The 24,739-nt window shown below is 32.3% G+C and carries 27 protein-coding genes; 14 read left to right on the forward strand and 13 right to left on the reverse strand.

Translation table 11 applies throughout. From position 1 onward, the window contains the following. The first annotated feature begins 76 nt into the window (after nucleotides 1–76). Nucleotides 77–646: a uracil-DNA glycosylase family protein gene (locus tag H2O64_RS08775; RefSeq protein WP_187561809.1), complete on the forward strand. Its 570-nt coding sequence runs from the start codon at nucleotides 77–79 to the stop codon at nucleotides 644–646. Nucleotides 647–757: 111 nt separating this feature from the next. Further along, nucleotides 758–1,321 (forward strand): DUF1572 domain-containing protein, encoded by a 564-nt coding sequence (locus H2O64_RS08780; protein ID WP_187561810.1) that lies wholly within the window; start codon nucleotides 758–760, stop codon nucleotides 1,319–1,321. Between the two features lie 25 nt (nucleotides 1,322–1,346). Here H2O64_RS08780 and H2O64_RS08785 read toward each other — a convergent pair whose 3' ends face one another. Both H2O64_RS08785 and H2O64_RS08790 read right to left on the reverse strand, forming a co-directional pair. Continuing rightward, complete coding sequence (locus H2O64_RS08785) at nucleotides 1,347–2,216, reverse strand: hypothetical protein (protein WP_187561811.1); 870 nt, start codon at nucleotides 2,214–2,216, stop codon at nucleotides 1,347–1,349. A 98-nt stretch (nucleotides 2,217–2,314) separates the two neighbouring features. Beyond that, a complete protein-coding gene (locus tag H2O64_RS08790; RefSeq protein ID WP_187561812.1) occupies nucleotides 2,315–3,529 on the reverse strand; it encodes a POT-type proton-dependent oligopeptide transporter in 1,215 nt (404 codons plus the stop codon). Nucleotides 3,530–4,162: 633 nt separating this feature from the next. On the opposite strand from H2O64_RS08790, the gene H2O64_RS08795 reads away from it, so the two are divergent. The 4 genes from H2O64_RS08795 to H2O64_RS08810 all read left to right on the forward strand — a co-directional run bounded on the left by H2O64_RS08795 (nucleotide 4,163) and on the right by H2O64_RS08810 (nucleotide 9,111). Beyond that, nucleotides 4,163–4,390: a hypothetical protein gene (locus H2O64_RS08795; protein WP_187561813.1), complete on the forward strand. Its 228-nt coding sequence runs from the start codon at nucleotides 4,163–4,165 to the stop codon at nucleotides 4,388–4,390. A 47-nt stretch (nucleotides 4,391–4,437) separates the two neighbouring features. Next, nucleotides 4,438–5,196 carry a GLPGLI family protein gene (locus H2O64_RS08800; protein ID WP_187561814.1) on the forward strand — a complete coding sequence of 253 codons (759 nt, stop codon included), beginning with the start codon at nucleotides 4,438–4,440 and terminating at the stop codon, nucleotides 5,194–5,196. A gap of 748 nt (nucleotides 5,197–5,944) precedes the next feature. Next, nucleotides 5,945–6,175, forward strand: a complete 231-nt coding sequence (locus H2O64_RS08805) for a hypothetical protein (protein WP_187561815.1) — start codon at nucleotides 5,945–5,947, stop codon at nucleotides 6,173–6,175. Between the two features lie 242 nt (nucleotides 6,176–6,417). Further along, nucleotides 6,418–9,111 (forward strand): TonB-dependent receptor, encoded by a 2,694-nt coding sequence (locus H2O64_RS08810; RefSeq protein WP_187561816.1) that lies wholly within the window; start codon nucleotides 6,418–6,420, stop codon nucleotides 9,109–9,111. Nucleotides 9,112–9,119: 8 nt separating this feature from the next. On the opposite strand, the gene H2O64_RS08815 is transcribed toward H2O64_RS08810, so the two are convergent. From H2O64_RS08815 to H2O64_RS08830, 4 genes are all read right to left on the reverse strand, one after another. Continuing rightward, the gene (locus tag H2O64_RS08815) at nucleotides 9,120–10,772 is read right to left on the reverse strand and encodes a serine hydrolase domain-containing protein (protein WP_187561817.1); all 1,653 of its coding nucleotides are present in this window, start codon (nucleotides 10,770–10,772) and stop codon (nucleotides 9,120–9,122) included. An 84-nt stretch (nucleotides 10,773–10,856) separates the two neighbouring features. After that, a complete protein-coding gene (locus H2O64_RS08820; protein ID WP_187561818.1) occupies nucleotides 10,857–12,050 on the reverse strand; it encodes a helix-turn-helix domain-containing protein in 1,194 nt (397 codons plus the stop codon). A gap of 31 nt (nucleotides 12,051–12,081) precedes the next feature. Beyond that, nucleotides 12,082–12,645, reverse strand: a complete 564-nt coding sequence (locus H2O64_RS08825) for a hypothetical protein (protein WP_187561819.1) — start codon at nucleotides 12,643–12,645, stop codon at nucleotides 12,082–12,084. A gap of 112 nt (nucleotides 12,646–12,757) precedes the next feature. Next, on the reverse strand, nucleotides 12,758–13,111 hold the full coding sequence (locus H2O64_RS08830; protein ID WP_187561820.1) for a P-loop NTPase family protein: 354 nt from the start codon (nucleotides 13,109–13,111) through the stop codon (nucleotides 12,758–12,760). Nucleotides 13,112–13,332: 221 nt separating this feature from the next. On the opposite strand from H2O64_RS08830, the gene lpdA reads away from it, so the two are divergent. The 7 genes from lpdA (at nucleotide 13,333) to H2O64_RS08860 (ending at nucleotide 17,627) form a co-directional block, all read left to right on the forward strand. Beyond that, a complete protein-coding gene (gene lpdA / locus H2O64_RS08835; RefSeq protein WP_187561821.1) occupies nucleotides 13,333–14,724 on the forward strand; it encodes a dihydrolipoyl dehydrogenase in 1,392 nt (463 codons plus the stop codon). 172 nt (nucleotides 14,725–14,896) lie between these two features. Next, nucleotides 14,897–15,520, forward strand: coding sequence for a hypothetical protein (locus tag H2O64_RS08840; protein ID WP_187561822.1), 624 nt, complete (start codon nucleotides 14,897–14,899; stop codon nucleotides 15,518–15,520). Between the two features lie 2 nt (nucleotides 15,521–15,522). Continuing rightward, on the forward strand, nucleotides 15,523–15,825 hold the full coding sequence (locus tag H2O64_RS08845; protein WP_187561823.1) for a DUF3817 domain-containing protein: 303 nt from the start codon (nucleotides 15,523–15,525) through the stop codon (nucleotides 15,823–15,825). Between the two features lie 504 nt (nucleotides 15,826–16,329). Further along, a complete protein-coding gene (locus H2O64_RS08850) occupies nucleotides 16,330–16,473 on the forward strand; it encodes a hypothetical protein (RefSeq protein WP_187561824.1) in 144 nt (47 codons plus the stop codon). A 153-nt stretch (nucleotides 16,474–16,626) separates the two neighbouring features. After that, the gene (locus tag H2O64_RS08855; protein WP_187561825.1) at nucleotides 16,627–16,785 is read left to right on the forward strand and encodes a hypothetical protein; all 159 of its coding nucleotides are present in this window, start codon (nucleotides 16,627–16,629) and stop codon (nucleotides 16,783–16,785) included. Nucleotides 16,786–16,908: 123 nt separating this feature from the next. Beyond that, complete coding sequence (locus H2O64_RS24175) at nucleotides 16,909–17,040, forward strand: hypothetical protein (RefSeq protein ID WP_262890636.1); 132 nt, start codon at nucleotides 16,909–16,911, stop codon at nucleotides 17,038–17,040. Between the two features lie 401 nt (nucleotides 17,041–17,441). Next, entirely contained in the window at nucleotides 17,442–17,627 is a 186-nt protein-coding gene (locus tag H2O64_RS08860) for a hypothetical protein (protein ID WP_187561826.1), read from the forward strand. Between the two features lie 377 nt (nucleotides 17,628–18,004). Here H2O64_RS08860 and H2O64_RS08865 read toward each other — a convergent pair whose 3' ends face one another. From H2O64_RS08865 to H2O64_RS08885, 5 genes are all read right to left on the reverse strand, one after another. Then, nucleotides 18,005–18,727 carry a Dph6-related ATP pyrophosphatase gene (locus H2O64_RS08865; RefSeq protein WP_187561827.1) on the reverse strand — a complete coding sequence of 241 codons (723 nt, stop codon included), beginning with the start codon at nucleotides 18,725–18,727 and terminating at the stop codon, nucleotides 18,005–18,007. A 93-nt stretch (nucleotides 18,728–18,820) separates the two neighbouring features. Further along, nucleotides 18,821–19,240 (reverse strand): type II 3-dehydroquinate dehydratase, encoded by a 420-nt coding sequence (aroQ, locus tag H2O64_RS08870; RefSeq protein WP_187561828.1) that lies wholly within the window; start codon nucleotides 19,238–19,240, stop codon nucleotides 18,821–18,823. 83 nt (nucleotides 19,241–19,323) lie between these two features. Next, the gene (locus H2O64_RS08875) at nucleotides 19,324–19,908 is read right to left on the reverse strand and encodes an outer membrane beta-barrel protein (RefSeq protein WP_187561829.1); all 585 of its coding nucleotides are present in this window, start codon (nucleotides 19,906–19,908) and stop codon (nucleotides 19,324–19,326) included. 199 nt (nucleotides 19,909–20,107) lie between these two features. After that, complete coding sequence (locus H2O64_RS08880) at nucleotides 20,108–20,587, reverse strand: hypothetical protein (RefSeq protein ID WP_187561830.1); 480 nt, start codon at nucleotides 20,585–20,587, stop codon at nucleotides 20,108–20,110. 348 nt (nucleotides 20,588–20,935) lie between these two features. Next, nucleotides 20,936–21,478, reverse strand: coding sequence for a hypothetical protein (locus H2O64_RS08885; protein ID WP_187561831.1), 543 nt, complete (start codon nucleotides 21,476–21,478; stop codon nucleotides 20,936–20,938). A 276-nt stretch (nucleotides 21,479–21,754) separates the two neighbouring features. Between H2O64_RS08885 and xerD the strand changes: the two genes are divergently transcribed. Further along, the gene (xerD, locus tag H2O64_RS08890; protein ID WP_187561832.1) at nucleotides 21,755–22,651 is read left to right on the forward strand and encodes a site-specific tyrosine recombinase XerD; all 897 of its coding nucleotides are present in this window, start codon (nucleotides 21,755–21,757) and stop codon (nucleotides 22,649–22,651) included. Nucleotides 22,652–22,710: 59 nt separating this feature from the next. Here xerD and H2O64_RS08895 read toward each other — a convergent pair whose 3' ends face one another. Then, nucleotides 22,711–22,881: a hypothetical protein gene (locus H2O64_RS08895; protein ID WP_187561833.1), complete on the reverse strand. Its 171-nt coding sequence runs from the start codon at nucleotides 22,879–22,881 to the stop codon at nucleotides 22,711–22,713. Nucleotides 22,882–23,024: 143 nt separating this feature from the next. Then, a complete protein-coding gene (gene rny / locus H2O64_RS08900; protein ID WP_187561834.1) occupies nucleotides 23,025–24,596 on the reverse strand; it encodes a ribonuclease Y in 1,572 nt (523 codons plus the stop codon). Nucleotides 24,597–24,739 lie beyond the last annotated feature (143 nt).

Raw genomic sequence — 24,739 nt, forward strand, 5'->3', positions numbered from 1 at the left:
TTTAGACAACTTAGATTACTAGACTTGTTCGATTTTATGAAGTCTAAATGTGGTATTCATAGCTTGAATTTTATCAATGGAAAATTTACTAGAAGAAATATTGGGTTGTACAATTTGCAAAGATTTTTTGCCACTTGGTGTGAACCCTGTTTTGTCTGCGCACGAATCGTCTAAGATTCTTTTGATTGGTCAAGCACCAGGTTTGAAAGTCCATCAAAGCGGGATTCCTTGGGATGATATGAGCGGAAAACGCTTGCGACAATGGCTGAATGTTTCCAATGAAACTTTTTATGACGCGAAAAATATTGCGTTGATTCCAATGGGATTTTGTTATCCCGGAAAAGGAAAAACAGGCGATTTACCACCACGAAAAGAATGTGCAGAAGCTTGGCACAAACAGTTATTGTCTAAAATGGAAGAAGCCGAATTGGTATTATTAGTTGGGCAATATGCACAGAAATATTATCTTCAAAAAAACGCTAAAAAGACCTTAACAGAAACCGTTTCTAATTATAAAAGTTACCTGCCGAAATTCTTTCCCTTACCGCATCCGTCACCGAGAAATCGTTTTTGGTTGCGTAAGAATCCTTGGTTTGAAAAAGATGTGATTCCAGAGTTGCAGAAGCGGATTGCTAGACTTGTTTGATGTTTAGACTGACTTAGATCGCTAGACTTGCTTCGCGCTTGGACTTGTTAGAAAGTATCGTTTTACTATGTTTATAGATTAAATACTATTTTAATTAAAACACCATTACACATGAGTTTGATAGCTGAAAATTATTTAGAGAGTACACGCAAGCAGTTTACGTATTATAAAAGTTTGGGCGATAAAACGTTTGCGCAGTTATCTGATGAAGAAATTCATTGGCAACAGAACGATGATAGCAATAGTGTTGCAATTATTGTAAAACATATTGTTGGAAATATGCTGAGTCGTTGGACAAATTTCTTAACAGAAGATGGTGAAAAGGAATGGCGTCATCGTGATACCGAATTTGAAGATACGTACACCTCCAAAGCAGAAATGATTACCGCTTGGGAAAAAGGTTGGCGCTGTTTGTTTGCTGCGATTGATCCACTTGAAGCGAAAGACGTTTCCCGAATTATTTACATTCGAAATCAAGGGCATACGGTCATGGAAGCAATGACACGACAATTGAGTCATTATGCATACCATATTGGTCAGTTAGTCTATGTTGGCAAGTTGATTCGTGGAAATGAATGGACTTCGTTATCCATCCCGAAAGGAAAATCTTCTACGTATAATACAGATAAGTTCAGCAAAGAGAAAGGCAAACGACATTTTACGGATGATTTGTAGACTTTATTAGACTTGCTTGGATGTGTTAGACTATTAGATGCTGTCTGAAAGTTTTGATTGGATCTTGGTTTTGAATTTTCTTGATTTTTTCATGATATATGTTTGCGATTTCTCGGTATCCAGAATTTTTTAGATGAATTTCGTTGTCCCATTGTGAATCGTTTGGAAATTTTCCACGCAAGTCTATATGATGAAAATGTTCGTAAGCTGCGTCCAATTCTAGGAGCATTTCGTTAAATTCGTCTACAAAGTATTTTATAATTGCTTCTTGATCTTGCTTATCCGTAATTCCTTTCATGCCAAATGAAGGCAACAACCAAGGACCTTTTATGTTTCTAAAGATGAAACTGTATCCTTTTCCATTCACTTTTGCATAGTCATATCCGTCCATCAAAATATTACAGTTCACAGCCGTTGAACGTGCCGATTTTATAAAGAATTCAATCGCGCGTTTCATTTCTTTTAAACGCGCTTGAAATATATCTTTGTTGATCAATTCTGTCGAATTTGAGAATTTATGATTCAAATATCCTAATATTTCACTCCCAACAATATCGTTACCGCCACCGCTAAATAATACAATTTTCGGTTTGTGTTTTCTGATGGAATTTAATGTTCTTTGTAATGATAGCGATCCGGAATGCCATACTGTATCACGCCTACTTCTGTATTCTGTTCCGTAGATCATATTTTCTAAGGTATCACCAGCTTTTGCATATTTGTCAATAGCATATCCCTTTTTTATCAAGTAATCAATGACATCTTTTTTTAAAGTATAATCGAACCAAGAATCACCTTCTGCGACGATCACCAATTCTTTTGGATAGTCTGATTTTAATCTTTTATTTGAGATTCGAACTTGTTGCTGCTTAAATTTTTTGAGCTGTTGTGACATGCTATTTTCTTTAAATTAGTACTTAAAAATAAAGAAATAGTTTTAAATCAACGTACGGTTTTCCACATTGAGAAGCTAGTCGGTGTAATTTTTTAAGATTATGGATTACTTCTCAAATATTTTTTCCCAAAAATTACGCCTATTGTGAGTATTATAGCCATCATAACCATTCCGGAAAACGCAAACTCTAATGTTAACGCTGCATCTTCGTTAAGCATTCTTCTAATATATATCCCTAGAGATATAAAGAGTCTGACTATGATAAAGAATACACTCATAACAATGGCTAGGTATTTAGGATTTGAATGCTTTGTTATGATTGCATATATCGTTGGACCAATAAGTATTTCTGCCATTCCGATGAAAAAGATGGCTGCTAGTAGTATGTAAAAATACTGTTCGGTTGGTACTTCTGGAACTAGTAAAAGGATATAAAATGAAAGTGCTGCACATATAAATCCGATCGTTATTTTCAGGAATCGATTGATGTACTTATACATCCAAAGAATTCCCAAAAGAATGACTAATGGAATGGTGAAATAAAAATTTACTTCTTGAAAGAATTCTTGTGAAATTTCAGTTGATGAATTTTCAATAAAAGCATTTTGCATAGTATATGTTCCTTCACCACCCAAATCATAGAACAACCAAAAAGATGCCATACAAAGACATGCAATGACTATTTTTAAAACACGTTGATTGATTGTTTTTATTTTTTCAGCAGAAGCTACAATTGGCAGCTCTTTAGAGAACAACAGTAGTATTATTGAAATGATGAAAAATAAACCTGCTAGTATAAATCCGTATGTCCAATTTTCTGTCTCAGCTATAGATCCAATAAGCAATACACCAATAAAAGAACCTATGCTTATACTTGCATAGAAAAAGGAAAATCCTGAATCTAATCGTTTTGGGATTTGCAAGTATTGTTTTCCAAAATTTGCAATCATATTGGGTCTGTATAAACCACTTCCAAGTGTTAGCAATAGTAGACTCGCATATACTGCATTTTCAGAACCTATACATAATACAAAAGCTCCGATTGCCTGTATGATTCCTCCTAAAATTATGGTTCTTTTATTTTTTAATAGTAAATCACCAAGTAATCCTCCTAGAAGTTGAGTAATGATGAGCAAAGATGCCATAAGTGCATAAAAGTTCAGCATTGCTGGCATATACGCATCTTTTAATTCACTAAACGCGTATACGATTAGTATAGATCGCGTACCGTAATATCCTGCTCTTTCAAATATATTTGATAGTAAATAGATCAGTATATTTTGATGATGTGTTTGCTCTAGATTTTTTTGCATGCGTTTTTTTGATGTCTAAGATTAATATTCAAATATACTTTTAACTATGCCAATATAAGATTTATATGGCATCAATGAAGTATGGTTTAGATGAATGAGTAGCAAAATTTACTATTTCGTATCAATATTCATTTCCTTATTTTTCAAAAATTCAATTATATAGCTGAAAAATTAATTTTACCATTGTTTTCAATGGTGTTTTTTTAAGATATGTAAGTACACAATTTATGAATTGTAAGTGCAAAAAAAATCGCTCAGACCAATAAAATTCTACAAACCAACTCATTAATAGTTAAATAGAAAAAAATCTGTCATAAAAAAGTCATTTCGCAAACATTTTTACATTATATTTATGTAGGAAAAAAAGTATTATCTAAGGTTAACATACCTTATTTTTTACGTACATAAAATAATTTTTATTACATTGTAGGTGAATATGAAATCTGAGTAAACAGTATTATCTTTAAGTTCGTTCAACTAGTGAACATAATGATACAATTTTAAAAGAATAATACTCTGGAAATGAATGAGTGCAAGCCAACGAGTCGGGATGCAATAACTAACCTTGCACGCTGAATTACAGCGACTATAAACTTGTACTATTTAGCATTAACCATTTAAATTATTTAAATTATGAAAAATTTATTTTTTGCGCTAGCATTCATGTTCATCGGAAGTTTTGCTTTCGCTAACAACACAACAACTGAAGTATTAAATACGAATACAATTGAACTTACGGAGGTTACTTCTCAAGAAGTTGCAACCGATGTTATTGTTGTCGTAATTATTACTGAATATTATGATGAAGATGGTGAGTTAGAAGCTATAGACATCGAAATTCATGTTTGGATAATAGAATAAATGATATAATTATGGGGAGAGTAATCTCCCCAATTAAAATAAGACCTATGATGAAGTTAAAAAAAGTATTTTTCACATTACCTTTAATTTTACTATCAATGAATAGTCAATCTTTATTTTCTCAAAATACAAAATCAGTTGTTATAGAATATCAAGAGAAAAGAGCCGTAAATGAAGAAAAAATTAAAAATCTTCCAGAACGTATACAACAAGTTGTTCGTGCAAAATCAAAATGGAGAAAATCTGTATTGATTCACAATGAAGAAGGTTCATATTATATGTTACAAGATAAAATAGAAGATAAAACTGTAACTGTAAGTGATACTCAAAAAAGAACGGTCAAAGTAGGTCAGAAAGTATTTTTTAATGACTTTTTAACTAATAATTCGTATCAAGAATTACGAATGTATAATGAAAATGTACTTATCAAAGACAAGCTGAACAAATACAAGTGGGAGCTTTTATCTGAAACAAAAAAGATCAATGATATTGTATGTAAAAAAGCAACAACAACAAATGAACATGGAAGAACAGTTGTCGCTTGGTATACTGATAAGTTTGGAATTACAAATGGACCACAAGGATATTATGGACTTCCTGGCTTAATTGTATATTTAGATGATGGAAAATATACTTTTAAAATGGATAAAGTAAGCTTTTCTGATAAGAAACTTGATCTATTAAAACCTAGCAAAAACGCTAACGTAGTTACACCTGAAGAATATATGAATAACTATGTTAATGGTAAAAGTAGTAAATCTCAAAGAGGAAATACAACCACCACAAGAAGACGTGTACAAAACTAATGTAGTGTGAATTCAGTTTTACAAAAAAACTGTCACACTATAAAGTTATTCATACTAGTAGCTGTTCTTTTTTTCTTAAAAAAGTAGCACTAATACATATTGAATGTTTTTGGTAAAATTGAACTTTTATTTTTAAACATTAACTGAAAGTTAAAAGTATAAATTCAGATCGTGATTTTAATTTATACTTTCAACTTAAGCATAAAAAAATGAAACGTGAAAACGAAATTCATTTGATAAATTTAGTATTAAACGTTCCTTTTCTGAACGTTTAAAAATTCCCCCCTAAATTCATGTATCGCATACTTGTAGTGTTTTTTAAAAGCGTACTACAAAGGGTTTATAGTATTATATAATTGATACTGTAAATTCATTATTTTATATAAAGTAAAATTAACTATTGTTAATAATAAAGTATTTTTTTTGACAGAAAAAAATATTTTTATTTTAAAATATTTACATTATATTTAATGTAAGAAACCATGTATTACACAAGGTTAACGTACCTTATTATTTATATAAAGAGAATAATTTTTATTACATTGTTGGTGAATATGAAAACAAAGTAAACAGTATTATTTTTAAGCTCGTTCAACTTATGAACATACTTATTTAGATATAAAAAATAGTACTCTGGAAATGTTAAAATATAAGCCAACGAGTCGTGATGCAAAACCAACTTGCGCGTTAAATTACAGCGACTATAAACTTGTACTATTTAGCATTAACCATTTAAATTATTTAAATTATGAAAAATTTATTTTTTGCATTAGCATTCATGTTAATTGGAAGTTTTACTTTCGCTAACAACAACACAACAACTGAAGTATTAAACACGAATACTATTGAACTTACCGAAGTAACGACACAAGAAGTTGCAACTGATGTAATAGTTGTCATTACAATTATCGACTATTATGATCAAGACGGAGAGTATTTAGGATCTGATGTATATATTGATGTATATATTTTTGAATAAAGAATAAATTAAATATGGGGAGAAAAATCTCCCCATATTTACAAAATAAATTATCAATATATAACATAAAGAAAGAACTGTAAAAGCTAGTGATACAGGCAATTTTTATGATTTTAATACTTGGTAATTCTTATATACAAGTGTAACATTATTATGAAAAAAAATACGTTATTTCAACCAAAATAAGCACAACCCAACTTACTCTTATATATACATTAACCTCAATGTAAATAGCAAAACAAATGAAAGGAAAAAAGGTAACAGACCTATCGTTACATACACTGTTAAAAACTAGCTCAGTATTTCTACTGTTACTTTTTATCAATTTTACTGCATATTCCCAAACAAGCATACAAGGAGTCGTTAAAGATTCTTTGACTAACAAAGCTGTTTTTAATGCGACTGTTCAAATCCTAGATGTAGAAACGGACGCTATAATCGCTTATAGTATTACAGACGGTAAAGGAGCGTTTTCAAACACAATAGACGAAGTTACTTTAACACAATTTAGACTAAAAATTAACCATTTAGGATACACATCATTTAGTAAAATTTTTAAAAGCCCTTTTCCAAAACTACTGGAAATAGAACTATCCGAAAACCTGAATGCCTTAGATGCAGTTACACTGGAAATTAAAAATGAATTTAATGTTAAAAAAGATACGATTTCTTTCAACCTTGAAAAGGTTAGAGATAGCTCAGAAGTCGTATTAAAAGATTTAGTAAATAAGTTACCCGGAATCACCATTGATGAAAACAAAAAATTAGAATTTCAAGGTCAAAAGATTGACAAAGTATTAATTGATGGAAATGATTTTTTTGGCAAGAAACATGAAATGGCTACCGAAAATATTCCTGCTGATGCTGTTGCTGGAATTGACTTGCTAACAAACCACAAAGATTTTGACCAACTAAACACTTCAAAGAAAAACGGTAAAATTGTTCTCAATATTAGTTTACACAAAGATTTTAAAGGTAAAATTATAGGAAATATTGATGCTAATTATGGTGCAGAGAATCGATATTTATTTCATACCAACTTATTTAATTTTTCTTCTAAAGGAAATGTTGCCTTCGTTTCTGATTTGAATAACACAGGCGAAAGTGCTGTTAATATATTGGATTTTATAGAACTCAAAGGTGGCATTGAAGCCTTTATAGATGATTATAGTGGCGGTTCGGGCACGTATGCTATTGACGAATCTAAATTCCCAAGATACGTGCTTACGGATAATAAAGTTGATACACGAAGCGTGAACTTTAACTCTATAAACTTTACACGATCTTTTTCAGAAAAAACAAAGTTTAATGGCTATGTTATTTTTGATAAAACTGAACAAACAGAACTTCAATTTTTAGAGAAAAATATTTTTAGCGCCACAACACCCGAAACACTATTTGAAAATCAAAACAATAACAATGATAACTTCTTAATCAATAGTTACTTCAACGTTGCCTACAAACCAAGTCAAGATCAATCTTTTAAATATCAACTAAAGGTAAATAGTTTTAATGTAGATAATAACTTAAACGTTGCCAACTTCAATGGAACTAATTTTGATATCGCAACAGATGAAAAAGATTTTGGAATAGGACAAAGCTTGACATACAAACAAAACTTAAGCAATAAATTACAATTGAATTCTGCTATATCTTATGATTATAAGAAAAATGAAGATAATGAGAATATAATTTCCAACAATCCATTTCTAGATTTAACTTTTAATGCAAATGATTTTTCATTACTGAATACATTTGATACTACTGAGAAAATATTTAATCAAAGAAATACACTTTCGTATTATATGAATGGTTCAACCACTTTTGGTTTTCTATTACAGTATAACAATACCAACGTAACATTAGATAATGTAATTGATAATTCTGCTATATTTAATACAGATATTACACGGAAAATTAGCTTGCTTACCAATCAGTTTTCGGTAAGACATCGTTTTAAAAATGGACTCGGTGTAAATGCCAAACTAAACACTATATTCTCAAACACAAAGCTAAATGAAGCTAAAGAAAGCTATGTTTGGTTCAATCCAAAATTAAACCTTGAATACAAAATTAGCAATCAGAAAAAGTTAAGTATTGGCTATGGTAGAACTACAAACTTTATAGGAAATCAATATATTTTCGAAAATCAACTCATAAAAAATTATCAAACCATCATTACACAAGTTGCTAACGATCCGTTTCTTCCTATTATCAGTAATTCATATAATTTACAATACTCAACGTTTAGACAAGCAAGAAATAGTTTATTGACACTAGGTTTTAGGTATTCAGAAAATAAAGATGACCTTAGTTTCAACACTTTATTTACACCAAACAACACTGTTTTCAAAGATATATTGAGAGCTGACAATAAAACCTGGGAAGCAAGCTTGAACTATTCGCGACCGTTTTTCAAACTTCCTTTTAGAAATAAATACAAAATTACATACACGAATAGAAACTCAGAGAATCAGTTTGACGATGAATTAAACAAAATAGAATCTAATACTATTAATGCGAATTTTATATCTAATTCAAAATTTAAAAACTTTCCAATTCAGATGAGTATTACGTTATCGTATATAACTTCTGAAACTAAAAATACATTTGATCGATTAAACTTTGATACCAATACATTTAAGTCTTCTATTGGCTTAAATGGAAAACTATTCAAACAAATTTTTTGGGATACATCTTTCGGTTATACCAAAGTAAACACAGCGCAGCTTTCCAACGAGATTAACTTATTGAATTTTAACCTTCGTTACAACACAAAAAATAAGCGTGTTCAATTTCACATAAAAGGAAATAATATTTTGAATATTGATTCAAATGATAATATTTCGCAAATTTTCACAGATAGTTATAACCAAACATCTAGTTATCGATTGTTACGTGGTTATGTAATGTTTGGAATGAAGTACGATTTCTAAGCAAAATACTATTCCCGAACAAAACGCACGTTCTGAATTCTTCCCGAAGTCACAAACAATTCCTTAATATTTCCAGCATTGTCCACCCAAAATTTTACACTATAATCATTGACTAAGAGTTCATTTGGCGAAAGCAGCAAACCATTTCTTTTTTTCTCGCCAATTTTCACTTCGTACGCAATTCCTTCGGTATGTGTTAGGATGAATGAAACATCGGTTTCCCTATTTTTAAAAATTCCATTCAAAGCTTTGAAATTAAACGTACTCAAATCACTTTCAATACGCGTCAATGTAAAGGGTTTTACGGTTGGGTAATACGCCGTAATTTGCATAATTCCCTGTTCGTTTTTTGTAAATTGTTGTTTAAATGGCGCATCATTCCATTGCTGAAAAACATTGGCTGATTCACGAATTAATTTCATGTCATTTCTTCCCGATCGCAACATATACAAATCACCATCGCGTTTTTCAAACTTCATGATATAACCGCCTTCTGTTCGGTAAATTCCCAATACATCTTCAATTTTCACCTTTGCTCCTACTGTTTCTGGTGTGATGCGGAAGGTTTCTTTTTCGTTGGTTTTGTTGAGTAAAACGTCTGCCATTTCCAAGGTTTGACCTGTTGGATCAATTTTTCCGCTATTAATCATCGTCACAATAGAGAAATTCTTTTCAGGAAATCGGTTCACAACGGCTTTCCATGCGCCTGTAGAACCACCATGAAATTTATACGGAACGCTTTTATACTCGCTAAATTCCACACCATAACCGTACTTTTCAATTGTTGTATTTTGAATTAACTCCTGACTTTTCGCTAAAATTTCTTTTGAAAAAACAGCACTTTTTTTGGTTTGAATAATCTTTTCCCATTGCAATTGATCTTCCAAGGTTGAAAAAAGATTTCCATCACCATGAAGATTACACGTCCAATCGTAGGTTTTCCAAGTATCAAAGTTAAAATACGGCTTTGCGATTGGTTCTGCGATGTTTGTATAATCTGAAACAAATGATGTATTTGGCATGTCTAAATCCTTGAAAAGCTGATTTGTATATGCTACAAATGTTGTTCCGGTGACTTTTTCTATGATTTGAGTTAGAACGATATAGTTTGAATTACTGTATGAATATTTGGAACCAGATTCAAAATTTAAGTCCTGTTGCTTTTCCAATAATTCCATTGCATCATTGTTGTCAAAAGTAACTTTCCACCAAGTAATTCCTTGTAAACTCCATAAATCATATACATCGCGAATTCCGCTTGAATGGTTTAGTAAATGCTTGATTAAAATTGGTTTTTTTATGTTTTTATATAAGTTTGGCAAATACGTACGAATGTCATCTTCCAAGCTCAATGTATTCTTTTCAACCAACGTTAAAATAGCAAACGCCGTAAATTGTTTTCCATTGGAAGCGATGTTGAATCGAGATTCTTTTCCAATGACAACACTATCTTTTAAGTTTGCGTATCCTGCGTAATTTTTATATACAATTTGACCGTTTTTTACAATTCCAACGGCAATTCCTGGGCCACCTTTTGGAACGTCTTTAATGGTAATTGCGTCTAATTGTTTGCGTTGTGTTTTGGTGATTTCTTCTGAATCTTGTCCAAAAGTGATCAAAGATGTTAAGAAAAGTACTAAAAAGATCATGCTTGATTTCATTGAATATTATTTTGCGTTTTTTGATGTTACAAATATGATATTCTTAAGACTGGAAAGCGCGCCAAATCGTGATTTGACACGTATTTAGTAGCTTTTTTTACTAAAATATTCTTTTGGCGTTTGTTGTGTTTGCTTTTTAAAAGCTCTGTTAAAGGTTGATTTTGAGTTGAATCCGGAATCAAGTGCAATTCCTAATAAGGTTTTGAGGTCGTTTTCGTTGGAAGCAACTTTTTTAATCACTTCTTGCGTTCGATACGTATTTACGAAGTCATTAAAGTTCATTTTGAATCCTTTATTGATAACATTGGAAACCTTTTTTGGATGTGTATTCAGTTTTTGAGCAACGTCAAATAATGTCAAACTCGGATTTTTGAAAAGCTGTTCGGAAGTCATTAACGCTTCAAGTTCTTTCATGAGTATTTCGTCTGCGGGTGTAATTTCTGCTTCACTCTTGTCAATTACTTCTACTGTTTTTTCTTCTGAAGCTTCCGCTAGAAAATTCGCGTGTAAGGTTTTATTTAGTGCTTCTGGTTGAAACGGAATTAGCATCTTAATCGCATGCGCATATCCGCTTAAAGCGATATAATAAAACAAGATTGAAAACGAGAGATAGTACCAATATTTATTTCCGAAGTTTGCCCATTCAGGATTTAAAATAAAAAATAAAGTTCGAATCAGTAATAATCCTAAAAAAGCAATTAAAAAACGTTGAATCCAAGCATATAAAATAGCATCCGCATAACTTACCGTGTCGTAGGTATTCTTTTTGTATTGTGTGTAGATTTTTAGACATTTAAACAGATAGAAAACCATCATGATGAAACCCGAAACTTGATACCAAAGTGCTAAATCTTTGTCTCTTCCGTCAGCATAAAAATAATATTCATCCAAGACTATTTTATCCGTAATCCAAATCACCAAACTATACACAGCATACAAAATGGCTGGAATAAAATGAATCCAGTCTTTTTTTTGAAATGTAAAATTTGTATTCAACAGACTTTTCACATAGAAATACAGCAATGGCGGCATGAGAAATAATTGCTGAAATGGCACGTAAAATAAGATGTCTCGATAGCTTTGTCTTCCATACCAACCTGCATATCCAAACATGAATGGAGCAATATATAACGAGCACAGAAAGAGAAATGAAGCCAGCCAAAAACTGGAATTGTTTTCGCTGCGAATTCCTTTATAAATAAGCAATCCTGTAAATACAAGACCATGTATAAAGAAGATAAGTAAGGTGGAACTTTTAAAACCGAAGCCAAAATGCATGCGTTGAATTCTTTTTTAATTTATAAGTTTTCTATCTGGTTAAATACTTTCGGAATTTTGAAAACCAAAATATTCCTAGAAAAATTAATGAAGGAATCACTAACAAAATAAGGATAGCTTCTCCAATATCTTCAAATTTTCTACTATCAAAAGATTGTATTGCTACATAAATAGCTGTACCAATATAAACGACTTGATTTATGGTATACACAAGCAATCCTTTTTTTCGCTTCATCATCAATAGTATTGTACCAACAGCAGTTCCTATAGCGCTAATAGACCACAGCGATCCTATGATCAACATAGAGATGTTTTTTGCAGCAGATCCGAAAATTAGGTAAAATAACCCGATTAATACAATATGCAAAGGGCCTACAAATGTTAACAGGCAAAGAATTGTATACAGTATTGGAAAGCGCTTTTTTTCTGTTGGAACAACATTCGTTTCTTCAACTTGTTGAATAGTTTCAACTGGCTGATTTTCCTCCACTTTCACAACTTCCTTGATTTCTTGAACTTCTTGTTTTGCACCACATTCTGGACAAAATTTAACATTTAAAGCTATTTGTTGATTGCATGCAGTACAATTCTTCATATTCTAAGTTTTTCTAAAGATAGGAGTTCTTTATAAAAATAATTAAATTATTATAAAACAAAAGCAATACATATCAATATATTACATTCGTTCGTATTTTTCCTGAAACAACTTAGAATTTTTCAAGGATTTGAAAAACATTATATTCAACAGCATCTTCGCTATTAATTTCAATAACTTCACAGGAAACAGATGCTAACCAATCGCGATGAACTTTGATAGAACGTCCTGTGAATTTGAAATCATCATAACGTGTTGCCCAATCGAGAAATGCTTGTGAAGCTTCTTTGATTTTCGGATCCGTTTGTAGTTTATCTCCGTAACGTTCAACTTCGCGTTGTTTGAGTCGTTTAATGCGAATTTCTTTGTCTAAAGTGACAAAAACTACCAAATCGAAAGCCGTTTGCCAATTTCCTGTCCAACTGACAACGAACCGCTGACAATTACATTTTCGTGTTTTTGTCAATCATTGAAAGATTAGAGACCTAACAACTCACAACCGAAAACACACAACCCACAACAGACAACGTCTAAAATACCAACATACCAAGAGCGCAGCGATACCAAAGCGCAAGCGTGACTAATAGCACAGCGCGTCCAACAAACAAAAACAAGTATAGAAAGTTTATAGTTCTCTCAGAATTGCGTAAATTTGCATTTCGAAATTAGACAACTAAATTTTAAGATATGAGTACATACGATATCATCGTTTTAGGAAGTGGTCCTGGTGGATATGTAACTGCCATTAGAGCTTCTCAATTAGGGTTGAAAACCGCAGTTATTGAGAAAGAAAGTCTAGGTGGTGTTTGCTTAAATTGGGGATGTATTCCAACGAAAGCATTATTGAAATCAGCACAGGTTTTTGAGTATTTGAAACATGCAGAAGATTATGGATTGTCTGTAAAAGATGCCGATAAAGATTTTGACGCGGTGGTAAAACGTAGTCGTGGCGTTGCTGACGGAATGAGCAAAGGTGTTCAGTTCTTAATGAAAAAGAATAAGATTGATGTTTTGGAAGGTTTTGGAACACTAAAAGCTGGAAAAAAGGTTGATGTAAAAGATAAAGACGGAAAAGTTACCGAATATAGCGCACAACATATTGTAATTGCAACGGGAGCACGTTCTCGTGAATTGCCAAACTTGCCACAAGATGGTAAGAAGGTAATTGGATATCGTGAAGCAATGACATTGGCTGAGCAACCAAAGAAAATGATTGTTGTTGGATCTGGTGCTATTGGTGTTGAATTTGCGTATTTCTACAACTCTATGGGAACAGAAGTTACCATTGTAGAATACATGCCAAAAATTGTTCCAGTAGAAGATGAAGATGTCTCAAAACAATTGGAACGTTCATTTAAGAAAAGTGGAATAAAAATTATGACCTCTGCGGAAGTAACTTCGGTTGATACTTCTGGCGATGGCGTAAAAGCAACTGTAAAAACGAAAAAAGGCGAGCAAATATTAGAAGCTGACATTGTACTTTCTGCAGTTGGAATTAAAACGAATATTGAAAATATTGGTTTGGAAAATGTTGGAATTGCTACAGATAGAGATAAAATTTTAGTAAACGATTATTACCAAACAAATATCCCTGGATATTACGCAATTGGAGATGTTACTCCTGGACAAGCCTTAGCGCATGTTGCTTCTGCGGAAGGAATTTTATGTGTTGAGAAAATTGCAGGAATGCACGTGGAAGCCTTAGACTATGGAAATATTCCGGGTTGTACATATTGTTCTCCTGAAATTGCTTCTGTTGGATTGACAGAGAAACAAGCAAAAGAGCAAGGAATTGATATTAAGGTTGGAAACTTCCCGTTTTCAGCTTCTGGAAAAGCAAGTGCTGCTGGTACAAAAGAAGGTTTCGTAAAAGTTATCTTTGATGCAAAATACGGAGAATGGTTAGGTTGCCACATGATTGGTGCTGGCGTAACTGATATGATTGCAGAAGCAGTTTTAGGTAGAAAACTTGAAACTACCGGACATGAAGTGTTGAAAACGGTACATCCGCATCCAACAATGAGCGAAGCAGTTATGGAAGCTGTTGCCGCTGCTTATGGCGAAGTCATACATTTATAATATATACTTAAAAAGCTGCTCGTTGAGCAGCTTTTTTTTATTAGTGAAACTCAATTTTGAGAAGCTTGTGCTGAACTTGATTCAGTATCTAAGATGCACTCAAAATTGTAAGTTGAACTAATTCCGTTGAAAAACGGAATCTTAGATTTTATATAACCACAATAGTTATGCTATGAAAAAATATATTTTTCTCCTTGTCGGAATGATCATTTGTGCGTGTGCAACTTCTAAAAAGACTGCAAAGCCAAAATTACCACCAATGGTAACTTGTGCCGAAAATGCCAAAATTTATGATCGTGATAGTGAATTTGAAATAAATAAACTTACAACATTAGATAGTTTATCATATACAACTACCTATACGCGAATGTACATGAATACCGATTCACTAGAGAGGAATGAAATCCGGTTTCGACTTGGAAAAGTATCAACGCGAGTTGTGGCAAAATTGTTTCCAGAAATAGAATTTACAGATGCATCAATTTCTTTAAACAAAACCTATAATGATATTTTACTTTCTACCAATAGAATTAAAAAAGGAGGAGCTACTCGTGAATATTTTGAGAAATTAATAGTTCCGAGTACAAAAAGTAATTTACAGTTATTTGTTGAATTAAAAAATGGAACAGGTGATGGCATATTTGTGAATCATGTTTCTATTTTTGTTATTGATATAAAAAACTATGAATTAAAATATTACGATTACATTCTTTATAAATGTGATCCAAGAGACGAAATAATGTTTATGAAAACCTTGTATTATGGCTTAAATAAACTCAAAAAAAGTATTGAATAATTATGGACGCAACTGTCACACAAACAAAGAATGTAAAACTATTTGGAAAACTAGCCATTTTTGAAGGCTATTCGTTTTTAGCACTTTTTATTACGATGCCGCTAAAATATTTTGCAGAAATGCCGATGCCCAATAAAATTGTTGGGATGATTCATGGCTTTCTATTTATTGCGTATGTAGTGTTTGCTATTATTGTAACGCTAGAACAAAAATGGACGTTGAAACGTTTTGCGCTATTATTCATTGCTTCTCTGGTCCCTTTTGGAACTTTTTATATTGAGAAAAAGTACTTGAGAGCGAATTAGATATTTGTATTGAGTATTGAGTATTGAGTATTGAGATGTTAGTGATTCGTTTTAGAATTGCAATTTTATAGATTTTTTATTTTTTTGGGTAATGAATTTTCTTTATGATCCCTAGTAAGTATAAATCATAAAAAATCACATCATGAGAAAAAAGAATCTTACATCGTTAGTGCTTAATAAAAAGTCAATTTCTAATATTAGTATCACTGGAGGAACATTTCGTACCAATGAATGTTACAGTGTTCAAATCTGTCACGTAGAACCAGATACAGAACATACTCTTGCACCTATTCCTGTACAGAATACTAATTATTCTGTTTGCGTTTGTCATACAGATATTCTTTGCTAATATTATTCTAAGCGAACTTCGGTTCGTTTTTTTTACTCAATTTCATAAAACACAAACCTTTTACGTGTCATTTCACAGAAATCATACATTCTGTACGAGCTACTTTTCACTCCTTTGATTTAGTTTTATACTATAAATTTTTAAAACTGAATATTATGAAAAAAGCGAATTTTAAATCGTTAGAATTAAACAAAAGAGCCATTTCAAATCTAAAATTTGAAGAACTTAAAGGTGGTAAAAAAATCTTACCGACCTTAATAGTTCAATCGTGTATAGAAGCTTGTGACACTTATTTTTAAGAATAGGTGAACTTCTATTAGCCATAGTCGGAAGATTTTTTCTTCCGACTATTTGTGTTTCATAGATTGCTATTTTCATGTTAATTAAGGTTTTACCGTAGCTAGTTATTGATTTGTTTTCATACTTTTTTGATCTAATCAAAACTTTATATCATGAAAAAAAAGAACTTAACATCATTAGTATTGAACAGAAAGTTGATTTCAAACCTTAAATCTCCAATTGAAGTAGTTGGAGGAGGAAGAACAGTACATAACTGTTCAGATCTCTTAACTTGTCCTTTAGGAGGTTGTGTTGATTCATATAACTGCTAAAAGTTTACACTACTTAAATCAAAAAGCGAACTGAAGTTTGCTTTTTTTGTATTAATAAAGGTTATACCGTAACAGTTTACTGATTTGTTATTGTACATTTTGATCTAATCAAAACTTTATATTATGAAAAAAAAGAATCTTAAATCATTAAAACTGAACAAAAAATCTATTTCTATTTTAAAACCTGAAACGATAAAAGGAGGGCTAGTACCAGGACGCGCTTCAGACAGTCCTACATATTGCCAAACTTGTTAATTTAATTTCTATAACGCTCTTCGGAGCGTTATTTTATGTTTATCCAAATGTTAATTACGGTCTTACCGTACATAATTAATGATTATTTATTTTACTTTTTATAATTATGAACCAAAACCCAGCATCATGTTAAAAAGTATTTTAAATCTCGAAAATTTTCAACAACTAAGTAAAACACAACAAGCTAAAATTAATGGCGGCGGATTGTCACAATGTTGTAACCCAACATTCCGTTGTTGCAATTCTAATCCAGCTTATAATGGTAACAATTGTCAGTATCTTAATGGCACAAGATATTGTGTGTAAGTTGTGACTTAAATCAGCTAATTTATGTCAGCACCATTTTTTAAGGTCATTTATTTCTTTTTCATTTGATACATGTTTAACCAAAAAATTAAATCATGAAAAAAAGTATTTTAAATGTAAAAGGAGTTCAAGAACTCGACAAAAATGAGCAATCAAAAATCAACGGAGGAGTTTTCGGTATGCAATGTTATACGCATGCCGACTGCCAAATTCTAAGTTCTCTACCAGGCATGGAGTATGAACGTTTCTTCTGTTATTGGGGATATTGCCAGATAGCTTAATTTCATAGCGAACTTCGGTTCGCTTTTTTTATGTTTTGAATTTGTCCTTTGATTTTCAAAACTAAAAAATCAAACTAAAAATAAAAAGACTCCGTTCTACAACGGAGTTAGTTCTACTTGTAGTTTTGAATTCGTCCTTTGGACTTTTCAAAACTGAGTTTCACTAAAATAAAAAGTCATCCAATTTCTTGAATGACTTTTTCCTCAACCAACCTAATAACTGATATCCCACCTTCAGCTATGAAAAAATTGCACGAAACCATTCGTTTGGTTTCACAATCAAATATAGCGTGTGTATGTCTTAATTTGTTCTTAAGCAATTGCCAAAACTTGATTAAAGTTTTCACAGGGAAACGTTAATTTTTAAGAGTTTTTGTTTATTTCGGAATCAAATCGCAGTACCAAAAAGCAGTATCCCAAGCAGAATCATCTGAGGAACAGCTATCTTCATCTTTTTCAGAAGGTGAATATGTTTTTAACACTTTCTCACCGATAGAAAATGCTATTGGCGATGAAAAAATAGGACCATCAAACACAAACGTATGGAATTCGCCGTTTTCACCACATGGATCTACCGTTGAAGGCAAATCGTTTATAAAACTTTCATCGATGATTCTACCCACAAAAGATTCGTCGAGTAGTTTAGCATTTACACAAACGGTAATGGCTTTAAAACCTAGTGAGAGGAATTCTTTTAGCAACGTCTTAGTATTTTGCTTCCATAACGGAAAAACGCCTATAATGCTTATTTCTTTGAGTTTTTCTTCACGATAGTTGCGTAAGTCTTCTAAAAAAATATCGCCAAAAATTCCATATTGAAATCCTTCATTTACGAGCGATTTAGTGGCTTTTCGCATTGCTTCATCATAATCTGACATAGAGACTTGCGCAGGAAAGTATATTTTTTGTAGTGGAATTTGCAAGCGTTCTACTTGAATATCTAATAATTCTTCTCGTAAACCGTGCATGGAAACACGCTCGTAATCTTTATTTACCGTCGTCACTAATTGTGTAACGCTGTATTCTTTTTGTTGTAAAATTTTATATAAAGCGAAGGCGGAATCTTTTCCAGTGCTCCAATTAAAATATGCTTTTTTCATCTGTGATTTTTTATTTTATTATTTGGTCAGATGCAATTCGCAAACGAACACTTTGGTAAGTATTGACAAATTGATATAGCTCATTTTATAAATTTAAGAGATGAAACTTTGTAATGCCAATTGATAACTTTGCATTCCAAAACCTAAGATTACACCTTTTGCATGCGCCGAAATATACGATTGATGCCTGAATGTTTCTCTGCCAAACGTATTGGAAATGTGCACTTCTACAACTGGCGTAGAGATTGCTTTGACTGCATCGCCAATTCCGATAGAAGTATGCGTATATGCGCCTGCATTTAAGATAATACCATCATATTCAAAACCAACTTCTTGTAGCTTATTGATCAATTCGCCTTCTACATTCGATTGATAGTAACTTAAATTCACAGTTGGGAATTGTTTTTGCAATGCTTTGAAATAATCTTCAAACGTAGCACTTCCGTAAATTTCTGGTTCACGTTTTCCGAGCAGATTCAAGTTAGGTCCATTGATAATGATGATTTTTTTCATAGAAGTAAAGATATTAAAAAACAACAAAGGTTTTTCAATTGTGAAAAACCTTTGTATATAATAAAATTTATTTTTTTATGATACTATAAAAATAAAGAAAACCCTAAACCAACAGCTATGCTAGAATTTTTACTTACTAAATCACTATTTTCTTTGTTCTTCTGATTCGTATTTAAGTATAGTACTGAGAAATCAATAGATAATGATTGGTTTACAAAATAAGCCAAACCACCTTTTCCTCTAAGTGCTAAACCATTAGATTTTAAAGAGTCATCATCTCCGCTACTTGTAGAAATTAATCCTGCACCTAAACCTACAAATGGTTTAAATTTATCACCGGCTTCAAAATAATAAGTTCCTCCAAGAATTGAACTAAAAGAAGAAGTTGTAACATCTGTAGTTCCATTATCATTGTTAGCAGAAGCAAATGATAAATCTAATCCTACAGCTAGATTATTGATCACGAAGTAACCAACACTAGGTGTAAGGGAAAAAATAGAACCCTTAGTGTCATCACTTATTTCTTCTCCATCAAATTCTAATGTAAGATTGGTAGTAGCATAAGAAATAGAGGTTGATCCAGAAATTACCCATTTCCCTTTTTCTGTTTGTGCATTTACTGTATAACTCAAAAATGCAATAGCAACAAATAGTAATAATTTTTTCATAATTTATGTTTATTTAATGTTCCACAAATATAGATTTACAATTGAAGATATCCAAGGGGAAAACTCCCCTTTATTCAGTATGGAAATATTGAAAAAAATAAACTTAATTTGGAGGGCTGATTTTCAGTTTGTTATTATTTATAATAAAAAAAAAGGAAGCTAAATTAGCTTCCTTTTTCATGTATGTTATATGTGAGTTTTATAATCCGAACTCTACTCCTAAAGCAATAGTACTCCAATCTCCGTCGTTAGAAATTCCTGTATAAGAAAGGTTAATTCCAACTTTTTCAGAAAAGTTGTATCCAACTTTTGGTCTGTAGTAAAATCCACCTTCGTTACCATCATTGATTCCGATTGCATATCCTAGGTCAGCTCCTAAAAAGAAATCGCTAGATACATTGTAACGAGCAGCACCAGCAATTGGTAAAAACTGAACGTTATCTGCACCTTCAAATTCATCTTTGATAAAAGCGTTTGTGAATCCTGAAGCAACTCCAACATCAAATTTCTCTGATACATCCCATAAGTATGCAACATCTAAACCAATACTGAAACTTGAAACATCTCCAGCGTCACCAATTGGTAAAGCACCGTTAAGTCCAACTTTAAAATCTCCGTTTTGCGCATTCATTGTGAATCCAAATAAGGCAACAACTGCTACTAAAATAATTTTTTTCATCTTGAATAGTTTTTTAATTAATTCAAGTACAAAAGAACTAATTTTTAGAAGTTAACATATATTTGTTAACTAATTATTAACACTATTAGCCTCCGTATTATTTACAACAATCTGATTATCAATCGCTTGTTTCTCAATAAGATTTACCCAAAAAGTCACCTTTTCCTTATAAAATAGACATCTACACTTAAAGATTTCCATCATTTTTTGAAAATTTAGCGCGGTTTATCAGAGAATATGATCGTAAATTACTCACGTGATATTGGGAAATTAACACAGCAGCTTTTAAACAAAAAAAGGGAAAGCATAGCTTCCCCTTTTGATATATTTATGTGTCTTAAAAATTTCTTATAAGAAAATATTGAATCCAATATTGATTCCGAATACATTAAAGTCTCCGTCACCTGCGTCTTCGTTTATTCCTAATCCATAACGTAAACCTGGCTCAATACTTACATTGTCAGCAACAAACCAAGCGTAACCAGCCTGAATTCCTACCCATAATGGAGAAACACTATTTCCACTAGCTCCGTTTAAATCTAATCCTACTGGGAATTGACTTGCGATATAGTACTTTCCACCAACTTTCCAGTTGAATGTTCCGTCTAAACCAGATACTCCTGAATCAGAATATCCAAGACCAGCTTTTACAGCTAAATCGTCCATAACAAAGTACCCAGCTTCAGCTCCAACTGCCCAAGCAGTATTTCCATCTATAGAGCGTAAAGCAAATGCAGTGTTAGACGTTGAAGATTCTCCAAAACCAGTGTTTGCTTCTACAAACCAAGTTCCATTTGATGTTGCACTTCCTGATGACTTATCATCATCTTGTGCGTTTGCTGTAAAAGCAAATCCGAAAACTGCAACAGCTGCTAAAATAATTTTTTTCATAATGGTATGTTTTTATAATTGTTGATGAGCAAATATATATACAATATATATGCTACAAAAGGGGAAAATTCCCCTTTTTTCCTTTGTTCATCATTGCTAGCATTAAATCATTAAAAGAGAAACTTGTCAAAAACTGCTAACTCCTTCATATAAAAAGCATCATAATCGCAATAGAAACACACTTTTTCTCGTACTCTTATATAGATTCTTTATCATGAAATTCCTCTATTTTAATATTTTACGAACTCTTTTCCTTGTTTCTTACTACATTTGAATATGAAATGGCAACATTCACTTAAGGATTTTCAAATCTATCTAAAGATTGAACGTGGGTTATCTGAGAATACCGTTACAAACTACACACATGATATCGAGAAGTTGATACGCTTTTTAGAAGATAATGATATGAAACATTCTCCATTATCTATTGATGAAACTACGGTACAACAATTTATTTATGAAGTTGCAAAAATTTTAAATGCCCGATCACAAACACGAATCATTTCTGGGTTAAAAAGTTTTTTTAATTATTTAATATTTGAAGATTATCGGAAAGACAATCCAATGGAATTGATTGAAGCGCCAAAGATTGGCAGAAAGCTTCCAGATACGCTCGCTTTGGAAGATATTGAGAAATTAATTGGCGCTATTGATTTGAGCACAAGTGAAGGACACCGAAATAAAGCCATTATTGAAACTTTATACGGTTGTGGATTGCGTGTGAGTGAATTGGTCAATTTAAAGTTATCAGATTTATTTTTTGACGAAGGTTTCATTAGAGTCACAGGAAAAGGTGACAAACAACGTTTTGTGCCTATTAGTAAATTTACACAGAAGTACATCAACTTATATACAAAAGGAGATCGCACACACATAAAACATATTCCTGAATTTAGCGATACAGTTTTTCTAAATAGACGAGGAAAACAATTGACGCGCGTTATGATTTTCACCATTATTAAACGCTTAACAGAGAAAGCCCAAATTAAAAAGAATATCTCACCACATACATTCCGACATTCATTTGCTACACATTTGTTAGAGAATGGTGCCGATTTGCGTGCCATACAGCTCATGTTAGGTCATGAAAGCATTACCACTACGGAAATTTACATGCATGTAGATCGAAGTCATTTAGCGAAGGTTATGGAGAAATTTCACCCAAGAACATAAAAAAACAGAAACCGTTGCTGATTTCTGTTTTTCTTCTTTTTCAGTACTATTGCAATTCTTTAACAAGTTTTCCAGCATTCTTTTACAGAACTTTTTTCTCCGATAAAAATACTGTTGCAATAACACATAAATGACGAGTCTGTGAAGGTTTCATTTCCTCCATTAGCGTTGACTTGCTCTGTTTTCCCAAGCATGTTGACACCCGTAAGGTTTAAAATTTTTTGTAACATAGGTAGGCTTATTTAGGTACTACTAAAATACCCATAATAACATAGCTTTGTCATCTAATTGCCATAAACAATAAACGTGAATACCGTAGTTTTGAAACTTCGATATTCACGTTTTGTGAACTTATAATATCTAATTTTGAGACTTACTTCGCTATGTTTACCGCTCTTGTTTCTCTAATTACTGTAATTTTTACTTGTCCTGGATAGGTCATATCCGTTTGAATTTTTTGTGAGATATTGAATGATAATTCAGCTGCTTTTGCATCATCGACTTTTTCACTCTCAACAATCACACGTAATTCTCTACCGGCTTGAATTGCATACGCTTTTTTAACACCATTGAACCCGAAAGCAATATCTTCTAAGTCTTTTAAACGTTGAATGTAACTGTCTAATACTTGACGACGTGCGCCTGGACGTGCGCCAGAAATTGCATCACATACTTGGACAATTGGTGATAATAAGGAAACCATTTCTATTTCATCATGGTGCGCTCCTATTGCATTACATACTTCTGGTTTTTCACCATACTTTTCTGCCCATTGCATTCCTAAGATTGCGTGTGGCACTTCTGTTTCCGTATCTGGCACTTTTCCGATATCGTGTAACAATCCTGCTCTTTTGGCAAGTTTCGGGTTCAATCCGAGTTCGGCAGCCATCACACCACAAAGTTTTGCAACTTCACGTGAATGCTGTAATAGGTTTTGTCCGTAAGAAGAACGATATTTCATTCGACCCACCGTTTTAATCAATTCTGGATGCAATCCATGAATTCCTAAATCGATCACTGTACGCTTTCCAACTTCGATGATTTCTTCATCAATTTGCTTGCGCGTTTTCTTGACTACTTCTTCAATACGTGCTGGATGAATTCGTCCATCAGTAACCAATTTGTGTAATGATAAACGTGCTATTTCTCTTCGAACCGAATCAAAACAAGAAAGAATAATTGCTTCTGGCGTATCATCTACAATAATTTCAACTCCAGTTGCAGCTTCTAATGCTCTAATGTTTCGTCCTTCTCTACCAATAATACGACCTTTTACATCGTCAGATTCAATATTGAATACAGATACACAGTTTTCTACTGCTTCTTCTGTTCCTATACGCTGAATAGTATTGATAATAACCTTTTTTGCTTCTTGTTGTGCTGTCATTTTTGCTTCTTCAAGTTTGGCTTGAATGTAGCTCATTGCGTCACTTTTTGCTTCTTCTTTTAAGGAAGTTACCAATTGTTCTTTGGCTTCGTCAGCAGACAATCCGGAAATTACTTCCAATTGTTCTATTTGACTTTTATGCAATCGCTCAACTTCTGATTTCTTCTTTTCTACAAAATCCAATCGATAATCGTAGTCTTTTACTTTCGCTTCTATTTCTTGGTTGAGTTTTTTATTCTTTGATAATTCGCTAGAAACTTGCGATTCTTTATCGCGTGTACGTTTCTCTGCTTCTGCCATTTTTTTATCCTTTGATAAGATAAATTTTTCGTGCTCTGCTTTTAATTCTAAAAATTTTTCTTTGGCTTGAAGAATCTTGTCTTTCTTCACATTCTCAGCATTCGATTTCGCATCTTTTAGTAAAGAAGCAGCATCTTTTTTTGCGTCTTGAATGATTTTTGAAGCTTGTTTCTTTTCCAAAGTTTTAGCAATGGCAAAGCCTATGAGTAAGCAAATCACACCAACGGCGGCTGCAATTATAATTGTTATACTATCCATCTTCTTTCTTCTTAATTATGTATTCGTTATAATAAATATTGAACTCCAAGTTTAATCTTGTTCCTTAAAATTTGGGTTAAGGATTGAGTCAAGTCTGAGATTCCGTTTTTCAACGGGATTAGTTCAACTAACCATTTTGTGTG

Origin of the sequence: Kordia aestuariivivens, assembly GCF_014397005.1 — a bacterium.
Classification (GTDB): domain Bacteria; phylum Bacteroidota; class Bacteroidia; order Flavobacteriales; family Flavobacteriaceae; genus Kordia; species Kordia aestuariivivens.

Coding starts and splice junctions, on each gene's coding strand:
- H2O64_RS08775 (WP_187561809.1), top strand. CDS start 77: ATGGAAAATTTACTAGAAGAAATATTGGGTTGTACAATTTGCAAAGAT.
- H2O64_RS08780 (WP_187561810.1), top strand. CDS start 758: ATGAGTTTGATAGCTGAAAATTATTTAGAGAGTACACGCAAGCAGTTT.
- H2O64_RS08785 (WP_187561811.1), bottom strand. CDS start 2,216: ATGTCACAACAGCTCAAAAAATTTAAGCAGCAACAAGTTCGAATCTCA.
- H2O64_RS08790 (WP_187561812.1), bottom strand. CDS start 3,529: ATGCAAAAAAATCTAGAGCAAACACATCATCAAAATATACTGATCTAT.
- H2O64_RS08795 (WP_187561813.1), top strand. CDS start 4,163: ATGAAAAATTTATTTTTTGCGCTAGCATTCATGTTCATCGGAAGTTTT.
- H2O64_RS08800 (WP_187561814.1), top strand. CDS start 4,438: ATGATGAAGTTAAAAAAAGTATTTTTCACATTACCTTTAATTTTACTA.
- H2O64_RS08805 (WP_187561815.1), top strand. CDS start 5,945: ATGAAAAATTTATTTTTTGCATTAGCATTCATGTTAATTGGAAGTTTT.
- H2O64_RS08810 (WP_187561816.1), top strand. CDS start 6,418: ATGAAAGGAAAAAAGGTAACAGACCTATCGTTACATACACTGTTAAAA.
- H2O64_RS08815 (WP_187561817.1), bottom strand. CDS start 10,772: ATGAAATCAAGCATGATCTTTTTAGTACTTTTCTTAACATCTTTGATC.
- H2O64_RS08820 (WP_187561818.1), bottom strand. CDS start 12,050: ATGCATTTTGGCTTCGGTTTTAAAAGTTCCACCTTACTTATCTTCTTT.
- H2O64_RS08825 (WP_187561819.1), bottom strand. CDS start 12,645: ATGAAGAATTGTACTGCATGCAATCAACAAATAGCTTTAAATGTTAAA.
- lpdA (WP_187561821.1), top strand. CDS start 13,333: ATGAGTACATACGATATCATCGTTTTAGGAAGTGGTCCTGGTGGATAT.
- H2O64_RS08840 (WP_187561822.1), top strand. CDS start 14,897: ATGAAAAAATATATTTTTCTCCTTGTCGGAATGATCATTTGTGCGTGT.
- H2O64_RS08845 (WP_187561823.1), top strand. CDS start 15,523: ATGGACGCAACTGTCACACAAACAAAGAATGTAAAACTATTTGGAAAA.
- H2O64_RS08850 (WP_187561824.1), top strand. CDS start 16,330: ATGAAAAAAGCGAATTTTAAATCGTTAGAATTAAACAAAAGAGCCATT.
- H2O64_RS08855 (WP_187561825.1), top strand. CDS start 16,627: ATGAAAAAAAAGAACTTAACATCATTAGTATTGAACAGAAAGTTGATT.
- H2O64_RS24175 (WP_262890636.1), top strand. CDS start 16,909: ATGAAAAAAAAGAATCTTAAATCATTAAAACTGAACAAAAAATCTATT.
- H2O64_RS08860 (WP_187561826.1), top strand. CDS start 17,442: ATGAAAAAAAGTATTTTAAATGTAAAAGGAGTTCAAGAACTCGACAAA.
- H2O64_RS08865 (WP_187561827.1), bottom strand. CDS start 18,727: ATGAAAAAAGCATATTTTAATTGGAGCACTGGAAAAGATTCCGCCTTC.
- aroQ (WP_187561828.1), bottom strand. CDS start 19,240: ATGAAAAAAATCATCATTATCAATGGACCTAACTTGAATCTGCTCGGA.
- H2O64_RS08875 (WP_187561829.1), bottom strand. CDS start 19,908: ATGAAAAAATTATTACTATTTGTTGCTATTGCATTTTTGAGTTATACA.
- H2O64_RS08880 (WP_187561830.1), bottom strand. CDS start 20,587: ATGAAAAAAATTATTTTAGTAGCAGTTGTTGCCTTATTTGGATTCACA.
- H2O64_RS08885 (WP_187561831.1), bottom strand. CDS start 21,478: ATGAAAAAAATTATTTTAGCAGCTGTTGCAGTTTTCGGATTTGCTTTT.
- xerD (WP_187561832.1), top strand. CDS start 21,755: ATGAAATGGCAACATTCACTTAAGGATTTTCAAATCTATCTAAAGATT.
- H2O64_RS08895 (WP_187561833.1), bottom strand. CDS start 22,881: ATGTTACAAAAAATTTTAAACCTTACGGGTGTCAACATGCTTGGGAAA.
- rny (WP_187561834.1), bottom strand. CDS start 24,596: ATGGATAGTATAACAATTATAATTGCAGCCGCCGTTGGTGTGATTTGC.